This window comes from Acidovorax sp. KPB24-07 (assembly GCF_057543315.1).
In genome coordinates this window covers 1-13236 of record NZ_BAAJYS010000012.1, presented here as the reverse complement: position 1 = coordinate 13236, position 13236 = coordinate 1, and the positions used below count along the sequence as shown (strand labels likewise).

Below are 13236 nucleotides of genomic sequence, written 5' to 3'. Positions count from 1 at the left end.
CGTGGGTTGAAATTCTTGGAATGGGACCACTGCCCTCCAGGGGCTGGCGCGGTCCGAACGGGCATTGTAGAAAGTAATAGCAGCGCCTGCTGTAGGCGAGGGCCAATGGCAGAAAAAGCGCTCCAGCCGCTCCATTCACAGCAACCGGCGCGGTGACACCTGCAGATCGATCTCACCATCGGTCAACGCCGCCCGGACGGCGTCGCCTGGCCGCACCTGGGCCACCTTCGTCACCGGCTGGCCTTGCGCATCGGTGAGCAGTGCATAGCCCCGCTGCAGGACGAGATGCGGATCCAGCAACTGCAGGCGCAGCGCCCCACGCTCCAGCCGTTCGGACTGGCGGCCCATTCGCCGCTGGAGGGTTTGCGGCAACTGTGCCTCCAGCGCTTGCTGCTGCTGAGTCAGGCGCTGCATTTTCAGTAGCACACTGTGGCGCATGCGCTCCGCCAGCCGTGCCAGACGCGTCTGCTGGCGCGCCACCAGGCCGGAAGGCCGGCCCAGGCGCTGGGCCACCAGGTCCAGGCGTTGATGGCGCACATCGAACTGCGCCTGAACACCGTCCGACAAGCGATCGGCCAACAGATCGATGGCGCCCAGCCAGACGGCCCGTGGCTGGGAGATGAGTTCAGCGGCGGCGGTCGGCGTCGGTGCGCGCAGATCGGCGCAAAAATCAGCAATCGTGAAGTCGGTTTCGTGCCCGACACCGCAAACCAACGGCACCGGACTCTGGACGATGGTGCGAGCCAACTGCTCGTCATTGAATGCCCACAGGTCCTCCATGGACCCGCCGCCCCGCACCAGAAGGATGACATCGATGGTGCACGGGGGCTGGCGGGACGCCGTGCCCTGCGCCCCGTTGCCCGCGTCCACCAGTGCGTAGAGCTTGGACAGCGCGGCCCGCATCGACGCCGGCGCATTGGCGCCCTGCACCAGCGCGGGCACCAGCGTGACCGGAATGTGCGGCACGCGCCGGCGCAGGGCGGTCACCACGTCGTGCAGGGCCGCCGCGCCCGGGGAAGTGACCAGGCCGATGCCACGCGGCATCAAAGGCAAGGGCCGCTTTCGCGCGCTGTCGAAAAGCCCTTCGGCCTCCAGTTGCGACTTCAGCCGCAGGAACTGCTCGAACAAGGCACCCTGCCGGCCCGCTGCATGCTTTCGACGATGAGCTGCAGATCGCCGCGCGCCTCGTACACCCCCAGGCGGCCGCGCAACTCGACCAGTTCCCCGTCCCGCGGAGCGAAGTCGAGCAACAGGGCGGCACGGCGGAACATGGCGCAGCGGATCTGGCCCTGGCCGTCCTTGATCGTGAAATAGCAATGCCCGCTGGACGCGCGCGAAAAGCCCGTGATCTCGCCCTGCACGGCCACGGGATTGAACCGGGCCTCCAGGGTGTCAGCAATGGCGCGGCATAGCGCCCCAACCTGCCAGATACGTGGCGCCGTTGCGAGGTTCATGGCCTCAGACACCGATGGAGCAAGGGATTGCAGGCCATTGCCAGGAGGCACTAGTCCACAGCGCGCGAGGATGGCCGATTGGCCCTGTACACAGGCGCCCATCCCCGCGCATCGCTAGCAGATACGTGCAACCCCTTGATTTCAAACGTTTTTTTTGGTGCGTTATTTTTCATCAATCTGTCAAATTCACGGGCTGGAGCCGCTTGGCGGGCCATCGCAGCCCGGTTGCCCACAAAGTTATCCACAGAAAATGTGGGTGACGACAGGGGATGCGAAGGTGCAGAACGCGCCGGGCCGCCCGGCCGTTTTCCGCCACGGGCCACCACGTCAACTGGGCCATAATCGCGGATTGCTTCCATCTGCGCGGAGAGAGAATTGCTGTCGATCATACAAGCCGCAGGCTGGCCGATCTGGCCTTTGATAGCCTGCTCCGTCCTGGCGCTGGCACTCGTCGTGGAGCGCTTCATCGCCCTCAAAACCGCCCGGGTCGCACCTCCCAAGCTGCTGGATGAAGCGATCACCGTGTCGTCCCGCTCCGTTCCCACGCCCGATGTGGTGAACCAGTTGGCGCAGAACTCCGCGTTGGGTGAGGTGCTGGCCAGCGGCCTGCGGACGCTCAACAGCAATCCGCAGAGCACCGAGGCCGACGTGCGCGCTGCGATGGAGAGTTCCGGCCGGGCCGTGGCGCACCGCCTCGAAAAATACCTCAGTGCGTTGGCCACCATCGCGTCCGCCGCCCCGTTGCTCGGCCTGCTGGGCACGGTGATCGGCATGATCGAGATTTTCGGCTCCCAAGCGGGGGCCGGCCAGTCCGGCGGCGGCAACCCGGCCCAGTTGGCACAGGGCATTTCCATTGCGCTGTACAACACGGCGTTCGGGCTGATCGTGGCCATTCCGGCGCTGATCTTTTGGCGGTACTTCCGCAGCCGCGTGGACGCCTATCTGCTGACCCTCGAATTGGCCTCCGAGCAGTTCGTGCGGCACATCAGCCGGCTTCGCAAGTGAATCATGGCCCACACCCCATCGGCTGAACGGACATGAACTTTCGCTCCCGCCCCACCGAAGCGCCGGAAATCAACCTGATTCCGTTCATCGACGTGCTGCTCGTGGTGCTCATCTTCCTGATGCTGTCCACCACCTACAGCAAGTTCACCGAGCTGCAACTGACGCTGCCCGTGGCCGATGCCGAGCAGCAGCGCGATCACCCCAAGGAAGTGATCGTGGCCGTCGCCGCAGATGGCCGCTATGCCATCAACAAGCTGGCGGTCGAGGGCAAGAGCGTGGACGTGGTGGCCCAGGCATTGGCCGCGGCGGCCAGCGCCGGCAAGGACAGCGTCGTCATCATCAGTGCCGACGCCAATTCACCGCACCAGGCGGTGGTCACCGTCATGGAAGCCGCGCGCCGCGTGGGCCTGTCGCAGATCACCTTCGCCACCCAGTCCACGGCCAGCGCCGGCAAGTAGCCGCGATGGCTGCCGCCGGGCCGCAGCCGCCCTCTGCACCCTCTTCCACCGCCCCCCATACCCAGGCATCCACCCTGCAAGCGGCCTGGAAACGGCGTGGGCCGCTGGCTTGGGCGCTGTGGCCGTTGTCCTGTCTGTATCGGATCGCGGTAGCCATCCGGCGAGCGCTTTATCGGCTGGGCCTCCTGCGCGCCGAGCGCGTGGCGGTGCCGGTGATCGTCGTGGGCAACGTGATCGCCGGAGGGGCGGGCAAGACCCCGGTCACGCAGGCCATCGTGCGACATCTGGTGGCGCGCGGATGGCAGCCTGGCGTGGTGTCGCGCGGCTACGGGCGGTCCACCAACGACTGCCGCGAAGTGTGCGCGGACAGCCGCGCGACCGAAGTGGGCGACGAGCCTTTGCTGATCGCGAAGCGCACGGGCGTTCCCGTGTTCGTGGCGCGGCACCGGGCGCAGGCGGCGCGCGCACTGCTGGCACAGCATCCCCGCACCGATGTGATCGTTTGCGACGACGGCCTGCAGCATCTGGCGCTGGCCCGCGACATCGAAATCTGCGTGTTCAACGACGACGGCGTGGGCAACGGATTCCTCCTGCCGGCCGGACCGCTGCGCGAACCCTGGCCACGCCAGGTCGACTGCGTGCTCCATGCCGGACCGGCTCCGGCCGGCACATCGCCGGCATTCTCCCTGAGACGCTCGCTCGGGCCGGACGCCATGCGTGCGGACGGCAGCACCGAGCCCCTGGCGCAGTGGCGCGGCCGGCCGTTGCACGCCGTGGCCGCCATCGCCAGGCCACAGGAATTCTTTGCCATGCTGCGGGCAAGAGGACTCACGCTGCAGCGGACCACCGCCTTGCCCGATCACTATGATTTTGATAGCTGGAAAGACAATCAAAACACCGGCATGACGCTGGTTTGCACCGAAAAAGATGCCACCAAGCTGTGGCGACTCCACCCCCAGGCGCTGGCCGTGCCGCTGCACCTGGAAATCGACAGCGCTTTTTTCTCCCTGCTGGACGAGCGGTTGCGGGCTGCCGCACGCCGCTCGCTATCATCGCCCTCCGACTGACCCCGAAGCCACTACCGCCATGGATCCCAAACTGCTCGAACTGCTGGTCTGCCCCGTCACCAAGGGCTCGCTCACTTTCAACCGGGAGCGGCAGGAACTGGTGTCGCGCAGCGCCCGCCTGGCCTACCCGGTGCGCGACGGCATTCCGGTGCTGCTCGAAAACGAAGCACGCACCCTGACGGACGAGGAGCTGGAGGCGTGACCGCGCCCGCCACGCCTTTCACCATCCTGATACCGGCGCGGCTGGCCTCCACGCGGCTGCCCGACAAGCCGCTGGCCGACATCGCCGGGCTGCCCATGGTGGTGCGCGTGGCGCAACGCGCGGCGCAAAGCCAGGCCACGCGCGTCATCGTGGCGGCGGACGATGCCCGCATCCTCGCGGCCTGCCAGGCGCATGGCGTGCAGGCCCTGCTCACGCGGCCCGACCATCCGAGCGGCAGCGACCGCCTGGCCGAGGCCTGCGAACAGCTGGGCCTGGCAGGCGACGACATCGTGGTGAACGTGCAGGGCGACGAGCCGCTGATCGACCCCGCGCTGATCGATGCCGTGGCCGCCCTGCTGCCGGCCCGCACGGACGCCAGCATGGGGACCGCCGCCCATGCCATCGGCACGCTGGCCGACTACACCAACCCCCATGTCGTGAAGGTCGTGCTCGATGCGCGCGGTCTCGCGCACTACTTCAGCCGGGCGCCCATTCCGCATGCACGCGACCATGCCGGCGCTGCCTGGTGGACGCAGGGGCCCGATGGCGCGGCCACCGGCGTGCCGCAAGGGTATGCGCCGCTGCGCCACATCGGCCTCTACAGCTACCGCGCCGCATTCCTTCGGCAGTTTCCGGCCCTGCCGCCCGCGCCCACTGAAGCGGTCGAGGCACTGGAGCAGTTGCGGGCGCTGTGGCACGGCCACCGCATCGCCGTGCATGTGACCGCTTCGGCACCTGGCCCCGGCGTGGATACCCCCCAGGATCTGGAACGCGTGCGAGCGCTGTTTTCCTAGCGTTTTCAGAGTCCCCGCCGTGTCAGGAAAGCGCGTGGACCCGCGTGCTATCCTTGCCCGCGATCAGAGCGCCGCATCCCGGGCCGGAGGCAAGCCCGTGGCCAGTGGCGCCAGCCGAATTCAACACTTAGAGGACATCCATGAGACTGATTCTTTTGGGCGCACCCGGCGCCGGAAAGGGCACGCAGGCCGCATTCATTTGCCAGAAATACGGTATTCCGCAAATCTCCACCGGTGACATGCTGCGCGCCGCCGTCAAGGCAGGCACGCCGCTGGGGCAGCAGGCCAAGGCCGTCATGGATGCGGGGGCGCTGGTCAGCGACGACCTCATCATCAATCTCGTGAAAGAGCGCATCGCACAGCCCGACTGCACGTCCGGCTTCCTGTTCGACGGATTTCCCCGCACCATCCCGCAGGCCGACGCCATGAAGGCCGCGGGCGTCAAGCTCGACTACGTGCTCGAGATCGACGTGCCCTTCGATGCCATCATCGAACGCATGAGCGGCCGCCGCTCCCACCCGGCCAGCGGTCGCACGTACCACGTCAAGTTCAACCCGCCCAAGGTGGAAGGCAAGGACGACGTGACCGGCGAAGACCTCATCCAGCGCGAAGACGACAAGGAGGCCACCGTCAAGAAGCGCCTGGATGTGTACAGCGCCCAGACCCGTCCGCTGGTGGAGTACTACTCCAGCTGGGCCAAGGCCGATCCGGCCGGCGCTCCCAAATACCGCGCCATCAGCGGCACGGGCAGCGTGGAAGAGATCACCCAGCGCGCGCTGGCCGCACTGGCCGGCTGATTGCCGACTGAACCCGCACGGCACCTCGGCCGTGCCTGGAACGCCCCGCCCTCTGCGGGGCGTTGCCATTTCAGGGGCGCCGAGGCCGGGCGAGCAGATCGAGCAGCAGGCTGATCCGGGCCTTCACCGGGCTCAACCCCTCCGAGTGGGGCAAGGCGTCCCCCGGCTTGGGCAGCACCCGGCCCAGCGGGCAGCGGGTGGCCACGCGCACTTCCACACCGCTCTCGTGCGCGCGCTCCAGCGCCTTGGCCAGGGCATGGTGCAGCGTGCCGTTGCCCGTCGCCGCCACCACGAGGCCATCCACGCCGTCGAGCACCAGCAGGTCGACGATGCGGCCGTCGGCGCCGACATGGTTCATGAGCACCTCCACCCGCGGCCACAGGTAAGTGTTGGCGATGTGGTGAAGCGCATCCAATCGCGGAACCGAAGGGGCCGGCCAGCCATGGGCCAGGCGAACCGCGCCCTCCTCCACCCAGCCCAGCGGCCCGGCGTCTCCTGAGCTGAAGGCATCCACGCGATAGGGGTGCACTTTCTGCACGTCGCGCGCGGTGTGGATCGTGCCTGCCACCACCGCCAGCACCCCGCGCGCCCCGGGCGTGGCCGCTACCGCCACCGCATCGAGCAGATTCTGCGGACCGTCGGGCGCGATCGCCGTTGCCGGCCGCATGGCGCAGGCCAGCACCACGGGGCGTTCGGCAGTGTCCAGGACCGAGTCCAGGAACCACGCCGTCTCCTCCAGCGTGTCGGTGCCGTGCGTGACCACCACCCCGCGCACATCGGGATCGGCCAGCAACTGCGTGCATCGGTGGGCCAGTTGCCGCCATACGGCGAAATCCATGTCCTTGCTGTCGATCTGCGCGATCTGCTCGGCTTCGATCCGGCCACGGGCCGCCTGCGCCAATCCAGGAATCGCCTCCAGCAACTGCCCCACGCTCACCTGCCCGGCGGTATAGCCGATGTTGTCTCCGGCCTTGGCGGCCTTGCCCGCGATGGTTCCGCCGGTGCCCAGCACCACGATTTTTCCTGTGCCCACTTGCACGCTCCAAAAAACTGGTTAAAAATACAGTGACTGGATTAAAAAACAGGCCTCTCCCTGCCTATCCGTTCAGCACCGGAGTCACTCATGTTCGACAGTCCCAAGCTCACCGCCCGTCAGCAACAGATCCTCGATCTGATCCAGACCGCCATCTCCCGCACCGGCGCGCCCCCCACCCGGGCGGAAATCGCCGCCGAGTTCGGCTTCAAGTCCGCCAATGCGGCCGAAGAGCACCTGCAGGCCCTGGCCCGCAAGGGCGTCATCGAACTGGTCAGCGGCACATCGCGCGGCATCCGGCTGCGCAGCGACACGGTGCGCTCCATCAATGCCGCCCGCGGCACCCAGTTCAACCTGCCCATTCCGGGCCTGTCGCAGCTGTCGCTTCCCCTGGTGGGGCGGGTGGCGGCAGGGTCGCCCATTCTCGCGCAGGAACACGTCGACCAAACCTACAGCGTGGAGGGCAGCCTGTTCCAGCACAAGCCGGATTACCTGCTCAAGGTGCGCGGCATGTCCATGCGCGATGCGGGCATCATGGACGGCGACCTGCTCGCCGTGCAATCCACCCGCGAGGCGCGCAACGGCCAGATCATCGTGGCCCGGCTGGGCGACGACGTCACCGTCAAGCGCCTGCGCCGCACGGCCACCGCCATCGAGCTGCTGCCCGAAAACCCCGACTACCCCGTCATCACCGTGCATCCGGGCGAGCCTTTCGAAATCGAAGGGCTCGCAGTGGGCCTGATCCGCAACACCATGCTGATGTAGCCCGCTGCACACCGCCGCAGGTGGCGGGCGTCTGGCGGCCAGGGGCAAGAAGCCCTGGTCAGCCAACCCTGCGGCAGTGTGTTTTTCCTCGGCAATCCTGCCTGTGTTCAACCCCCTCGCACTTCGCTGGAGTTTTCACATGGGATTTGCCCTGCTCGCTTTTTCTTCCTTTTCGCAACCGCTGAATGCTTTGGCACGGTGGCTGCGCGCGCCCGCCTGCCGCCCTCCGCGCCAAGACCGCAGGGCCGTCGCAGGCCAGCCAGGCGGCGGCGCCAGCGGCAGAGGCACGGTGCATGCCGTTACCCCGGGCCTCCATGCCGACGCCATCGGCCCGTCCGCCACGCGGCCGGCTGCCATCGAACCGCTGCCATGCACCGCCTTGGAAATTGCGGCGGCAGAGGGCCTGCCGTGTCCTCCAGCGCTCGCGCCCCTGCCACGGCGCTTCGTGGTGGTTCGGCCGCGGCAGGCACCGCCCGACCAGCCCTTTTCAGCATGTCCCCCCACACTGGCGGTAACCCCGTCTGCACGGTCATGGCCCAGCACCAGCGCCAATGACAGTGGGGCATTTGCAGGTTGCAGCCGCCCCCGGCCTGCTGCGCGCCCGCTGCGGGTGCTGGATCGCCGCGGCCCCGGTGCGGCGGCGCGCGTGCTGATCTCCGGCCGCATGGCCGATGTGTGCGCGGAACTGGACCGCCTCGTGCGGGCCGAGGCGGCCTTGCAGGCGCCGCATTGAGGCCGCACATCCCAGCCGCAATCAAAGCCCGGCAACCCTGAAGCACCCGGAGGTGCCTGGTGGGTGCCTGGTGGGTGCCTGGTGGGTGCCTGGTGGGTGCCTGGTGGGTGCCTGGTGGGTGCCTGGTGGGTGCTCGGGGGAAGCCGCTACGCGATGAATGGGGCCGAGCAGGGTTGGGCAAGTCTTCCACCATGGGTCCCCGTGCCCCGCCGCCCACCGTGCCGATGTCGATGCGAAGCGCCGCGCAGCCTGGCTGCCGGCCTCAACTGTTGAGTTGCGCCCAGAGCTTGTCCAACCGCTTCACGCTCACCGGCTGCGGGGTTCGCAGCTCCTGGGCGAAAAAGCTCACCCGCAACTCTTCCAGCAGCCAGCGCAACTCCTGCATGCGCGCATCCACGGCGCCCTTGCGTTCGGCTACCAGGCGCCAGTAGCGCTGCTCCTGCGGGCGCAGTTCGGCCAGCTTGGTGGCGTCGCGCGCCGGATCGGCGCGGTATTTGTCCAGCCGCAGCGTGATCGCCTTGAGGTAGCGGGCAAAGTGCGCCAGTTGCGCCCACGGTGCCGCAGCCAGGAACGCCTTGGGCATGAGGCGCTGCAACTGCTGCTGCGCGTCCTGCACGGCTTCGGGTGCGTTCTTGGTGTCCTTGATCTTGCGCGCCGCGGCGGCGTACTCCAGCAAGATCGTGCCGGCGAGCCGCGCGACCTCGTTGGCGATCAGGGTGAGCCGGCCGCGTCCCTCGTCCACCCGGCGCTTGAACGCGGCCTCATCGGTGGGCAACGGGTCGAGCAGGAAGGCCCGGTCCAGCGCCACGTCGATGATCTGGCTGCGCAGTTCTTCCTGCGTGCCCAGCGGCATGTAGGCCACGGCCATCTTCTGCAGGTCGGGAATGTTCTTTTCCAGGTACTTGAGCGCGTCCTTGATCTGCAGCGCGAACAGGCGGCGCAGGCCAGCACGGTGCCGGGCGGCGGCCAGTTCGGGCTCGTCGAACACCTCGATGGTGACGGCATCGCCACCGTCGATGAGCGCGGGAAAGCCGATCAGCGTCTGGCCGCCCTTGCGGATCTCCATCAGCTCGGGCAGCTCGCCAAAGGTCCATGCGGTGTGGCGCTGGCCGGCGGGCGCCTGCCGGGCCGCAGCGGCCGGCGCCGTCACCGCCGCAGGGCCGCGGCCCCCCCGCTGCAGCGGGAGGTGCTTCATTTTTGATAGCAGAATGCCCTAGTACTTCTTGCGCTGGAGCCTGTTTTTCTTCAAAACCCTTGGCATCACCGCCCAGCTTGAGCCCTGCCAGGGCCTGGAAGGCGCCGCGCGCCTTCGCACCCCATTCGGCCTTGAGGGCACCCAGGTTGCGCCCATGACCGAGCTGGCGCCCGTGTTCGTCCACCACGCGGAAGTTCATGAACAGGTGCGGGCTCAGCATGTCGAGCTTGAAATCGGCCCGCTTGACGTCGAGCGAGGTCTCATCGCGCACCTGCTTGAGCAGCACCTCGACCAGGCTGCCGTGGCCGAAGCGTTCGGGCGTGCCGAGCAGCCCGGCCAGCCGGGCAGCGCTGTCGGGCAGCGGCACGAACCGGCTGCGGGGGCGCTGCGGCAGGCTCTTGAGCAGGGCCTGGATCTTGGGCTGCAGCATGCCGGGCACCAGCCATTCGCAGCGCTCGTCGCTCACCTGGTTGAGCACGAACAGCGGCACGGTGACCGTGATGCCGTCGCGCGCATCGCCCGGCTCGTGCAGGTAGCTCGCGGCGCAATCCACGCCGCCCAGCCGCACCGTGCGCGGGAAGGCATTGCCGGTGATGCCCGCGGCCTCGTGGCGCATGAGTTCTTCGCGCGTCAGCTTGAGCAGGTCGGGCTTCGACGCGCTCGCCTCGCGGTACCACGCCTCGAAGCTGTACCCGCTGCACACGTCGGCCGGCAACTGCTGGTCGTAGAAGGCATAGATCAGTTCGTCATCCACCAGCACGTCCTGTCGGCGCGACTTGTGTTCGAGCTCTTCGACCTTGGCGATGAGCTTGTGGTTGGCGGCCAGAAAAGGCAGACGGGTTTCCCACTGCCCGCCGATCAGCGCCTCGCGGATGAAGATGTCGCGCGCCGCATAAGGGTCCACCTTGCCGAAGTTCACCCGCCGGTTGTTGTAGATGACGATGCCGTACAGCGTGGCGCGCTCCAGCGCGTTGACCTCGGCCGCCTTCTTTTCCCAATGCGGGTCGAGCAGCTGCTTCTTGAGCAGGTGCCCGCCCAATTGCTCGATCCACTGCGGCTCGATGGCCGCGATGCCCCGGCCGAAGAGGCGCGTGGTCTCCACCAGCTCGGCCGCGACGATCCAGCGCCCGGGCTTCTTGGACAGGTGCGCGCCCGGGTGCTTGTAGAACTTGATGCCGCGTGCGCCCAGGTACCAGTCGTCCTCGTCGCTCTTGACGCCGATGTTGCCCAACAACCCGGCCAGCATGGACAGGTGGATCTGCTCGTAGCTGGCAGGGCGGTCGTTGATGCGCCAGCGGTGTTCGGTCACCACGGTCAGCAATTGCGTGTGGATGTCGCGCCACTCGCGCAGTCGGCGCACGCTGATGAAGTTCTGGCGCAGCAGCGATTCGTACTGGCGGTTGCTGAGCTTGTGGGTGGGCGCAGCCGCTGCGGCCTCGGTGGCCGCCGGCGGAGCCACGGCCGCCGCGGCCATGCGCTGTCCCACGGGCAGCACGGCCTGCGAGGGCGCGCCCTTGCGCGCGGCCTGCTTCTGCATGCGCGCCGACGGCAGGGTGGGCGCGCCACCGCGCGCTTCGTTGATCCACTTCCACAGCTTGAGGTAGCCGCTGAACTCGCTCTTTTCGTCGTCGAACTTGGCGTGGGCCTGATCAGCCTGCTGCTGTGCATCCATGGGGCGGTCGCGCACGTCCTGCACGCTCAGGGCGCTGGCGATGATGAGCACCTCGTCCAGCGCCTGGCGCTCGCGCGCCTCCAGGATCATGCGGCCCACGCGCGGGTCGAGCGGCAGGCGCGACAGCTCCTGGCCCATCGGCGTGAGTTCATTGGAGTCGTCCACCGCACCCAGCTCGCCCAGCAACTGGTAGCCGTCAGCGATCGCACGGCCCGAAGGCGCCTCGATGAAAGGGAACTGCGCCACGTCGCCCAGGTGCAGCGACTTCATGCGCAGGATGACGCCGGCCAGCGATGACCGCAAAATTTCTGGGTCGGTGAACCGGGGCCGGCCGTTGAAGTCGGCCTCGTCGTAGAGCCGGATACAGATGCCGTTGGCCACGCGGCCGCAGCGGCCCGCGCGCTGGTTGGCGGCGGCCTGGCTGACGGGCTCGACCATCAGCTGTTCCACCTTGCTGCGGAAGCTGTAGCGCTTCACGCGCGCGGTGCCGGCGTCAATCACGTAGCGGACGCCGGGCACGGTGAGCGAGGTCTCGGCCACGTTGGTGGCCAGCACGATGCGCCGGCCCGTGTGCCCGTCGAATATGCGGTCCTGCTCGGCCTGCGACAGCCGCGCGAACAGGGGCAGCACCTCGGCATTGCGCATCACCGGCTGGTGCGCCAGGTGCTTGCGCAGGTGGTCGGCGGCCTCGCGGATCTCGCGCTCGCCGGGCAGGAAGACGAGGATGTCGCCGCCCGCGTTGCCGGCCCACAGCTCGTCCACGCCGTCGGCGATGGCTTCGTTCAGGCCGTAGTCGCGCGACTCTTCGAACGGACGCCAGCGTTGCTCGACCGGAAAGGTCCGGCCCGACACATAGATGATCGGCGCGGGAATCAGCTCCGCGCCCTGCGGCCCGGCTGCCTGCGCCGCATCGCCCTGCGGCCCCTCGCCGGACTTGGAGCGGGTAGGCAGGCGCCGCGGCAAGGCGAAGTGTTTGGCAAAGCGGTCGGCATCGATGGTGGCCGAGGTGACGACCACCTTCAGGTCGGGCCGGCGCGGCAAGATCTGCCGCAGGTAGCCCAGCAGGAAGTCGATGTTCAGGCTGCGCTCGTGCGCTTCGTCGATGATGAGCGTGTCGTAGGCCTTGAGCAGCGGGTCGGTCTGGGTCTCCGCCAGCAGGATGCCGTCCGTCATGAGCTTGACCGAGGCGTCGCGCGACAGCCGGTCCTGGAACCGCACCTTGTAGCCCACCACGTCGCCCAGTGGGGTCTGCAGCTCTTCGGCGATGCGCTTGGCCACGCTGCTGGCGGCGATGCGGCGCGGCTGCGTGTGGCCGATGAGCTGGCCTTTCTGTCCCGGCGCGGCGTTGCATTTGCCGCGCCCCAGTGCCAGCGCGATCTTGGGCAGTTGTGTGGTCTTGCCCGAGCCGGTCTCCCCGCACACGATGATGACCTGGTGCTCCCGCATCGCCGCCATGATTTCGTCGCGCCGCGCCGAGACGGGCAGCGACGGCGGGAAGGTGATGCGCAACGGCGCGCTGGGCGCCCCGGCGGTGGAGGAAGAAGGGGAAGAAGAGGAAGGCGCGGATTCGGTCATGAAGGGCTGCATTATCCGAGCCCGCCGTTGGCCCTGCACAACAAGGGCCGCCAGGGGCCGCAGCAGGCCTTGCCACGCCCGCGAAGCCGCTTCGATAATCGCGCCTTCGCTTCACCAGCGCCGCAACGAGCACCCTTGCGGCGCACCTTTCAGGAGCTGTCTTTCCATGCCTTATTTGTTCACCCCCCCTCACTGAACACGGTTCCTCGCCCCGGCTGAACCGTGTCGCTCACACACCTTTCAGCCAAGGTGGCTGCGCTCCCCCGCCCATTCGAATGGGGGTGCGCCGCACGAAAGCCCTGGCTTGCTCAGCCGGGGCTTTTTGCTTTTCAGGAATCGCACATGAGTGCTCAGAAACGTTCCCGCGCCTTCCAGCAAGGCCGGGTCAAGGCCTTGCGCCGCATGAAGCAGCCGATGGTGCTGCACCTCGAAGCCAGCGCACCGCCGCGCAACCCGGTGGCCCGCGCGCTGGCGGCGCGCGGCACC

At 67.9% G+C, this 13236-nt stretch carries 9 protein-coding genes and 2 pseudogenes; 8 read left to right on the top strand and 3 right to left on the bottom strand.

All coding sequences use genetic code 11. The features are described 5' to 3' along the window. Positions 1-135: 135 nt before the first annotated feature. Positions 136-1454, bottom strand: a pseudogene (gene xseA, locus AC27IQ_RS03380) (exodeoxyribonuclease VII large subunit). A gap of 375 nt (positions 1455-1829) precedes the next feature. Here xseA and AC27IQ_RS03375 point away from each other — a divergent pair. From AC27IQ_RS03375 to adk, 6 genes are all read left to right on the top strand, one after another. Then, complete coding sequence (locus tag AC27IQ_RS03375) at positions 1830-2459, top strand: MotA/TolQ/ExbB proton channel family protein (RefSeq protein WP_272569077.1); 630 nt, start codon at positions 1830-1832, stop codon at positions 2457-2459. Between the two features lie 32 nt (positions 2460-2491). Continuing rightward, complete coding sequence (locus tag AC27IQ_RS03370; protein WP_284403947.1) at positions 2492-2917, top strand: ExbD/TolR family protein; 426 nt, start codon at positions 2492-2494, stop codon at positions 2915-2917. A gap of 5 nt (positions 2918-2922) precedes the next feature. Next, positions 2923-3984: a tetraacyldisaccharide 4'-kinase gene (lpxK, locus tag AC27IQ_RS03365; protein WP_487088192.1), complete on the top strand. Its 1062-nt coding sequence runs from the start codon at positions 2923-2925 to the stop codon at positions 3982-3984. Between the two features lie 19 nt (positions 3985-4003). Beyond that, positions 4004-4186 carry a Trm112 family protein gene (locus tag AC27IQ_RS03360; RefSeq protein WP_272547767.1) on the top strand — a complete coding sequence of 61 codons (183 nt, stop codon included), beginning with the start codon at positions 4004-4006 and terminating at the stop codon, positions 4184-4186. Further along, complete coding sequence (gene kdsB, locus AC27IQ_RS03355; protein ID WP_284428473.1) at positions 4183-4980, top strand: 3-deoxy-manno-octulosonate cytidylyltransferase; 798 nt, start codon at positions 4183-4185, stop codon at positions 4978-4980. Before AC27IQ_RS03360 ends, kdsB begins: the two co-directional genes overlap by 4 nt. Before the next feature lie 140 nt (positions 4981-5120). Then, complete coding sequence (gene adk, locus AC27IQ_RS03350) at positions 5121-5777, top strand: adenylate kinase (protein ID WP_284412921.1); 657 nt, start codon at positions 5121-5123, stop codon at positions 5775-5777. 70 nt (positions 5778-5847) lie between these two features. On the opposite strand, the gene AC27IQ_RS03345 is transcribed toward adk, so the two are convergent. Further along, complete coding sequence (locus tag AC27IQ_RS03345; RefSeq protein WP_317357944.1) at positions 5848-6816, bottom strand: asparaginase; 969 nt, start codon at positions 6814-6816, stop codon at positions 5848-5850. An 84-nt stretch (positions 6817-6900) separates the two neighbouring features. On the opposite strand from AC27IQ_RS03345, the gene lexA reads away from it, so the two are divergent. After that, positions 6901-7575, top strand: coding sequence for a transcriptional repressor LexA (lexA, locus tag AC27IQ_RS03340; protein WP_284401200.1), 675 nt, complete (start codon positions 6901-6903; stop codon positions 7573-7575). 610 nt (positions 7576-8185) lie between these two features. Further along, entirely contained in the window at positions 8186-8308 is a 123-nt protein-coding gene (locus AC27IQ_RS03335) for a hypothetical protein (protein WP_272569070.1), read from the top strand. A 262-nt stretch (positions 8309-8570) separates the two neighbouring features. On the opposite strand, the pseudogene hrpA reads toward AC27IQ_RS03335, so the two are convergent. After that, a pseudogene (gene hrpA, locus AC27IQ_RS03330) lies at positions 8571-12750 on the bottom strand (ATP-dependent RNA helicase HrpA). Positions 12751-13236: the final 486 nt, after the last annotated feature.

Excerpts from the sequence above, each read along its gene's own strand:
- AC27IQ_RS03370 (WP_284403947.1), top strand. The coding sequence starts at position 2,492 with ATGAACTTTCGCTCCCGCCCCACCGAAGCGCCGGAAATCAACCTGATT.
- lpxK (WP_487088192.1), top strand. The coding sequence starts at position 2,923 with ATGGCTGCCGCCGGGCCGCAGCCGCCCTCTGCACCCTCTTCCACCGCC.
- AC27IQ_RS03360 (WP_272547767.1), top strand. The coding sequence starts at position 4,004 with ATGGATCCCAAACTGCTCGAACTGCTGGTCTGCCCCGTCACCAAGGGC.
- adk (WP_284412921.1), top strand. The coding sequence starts at position 5,121 with ATGAGACTGATTCTTTTGGGCGCACCCGGCGCCGGAAAGGGCACGCAG.
- lexA (WP_284401200.1), top strand. The coding sequence starts at position 6,901 with ATGTTCGACAGTCCCAAGCTCACCGCCCGTCAGCAACAGATCCTCGAT.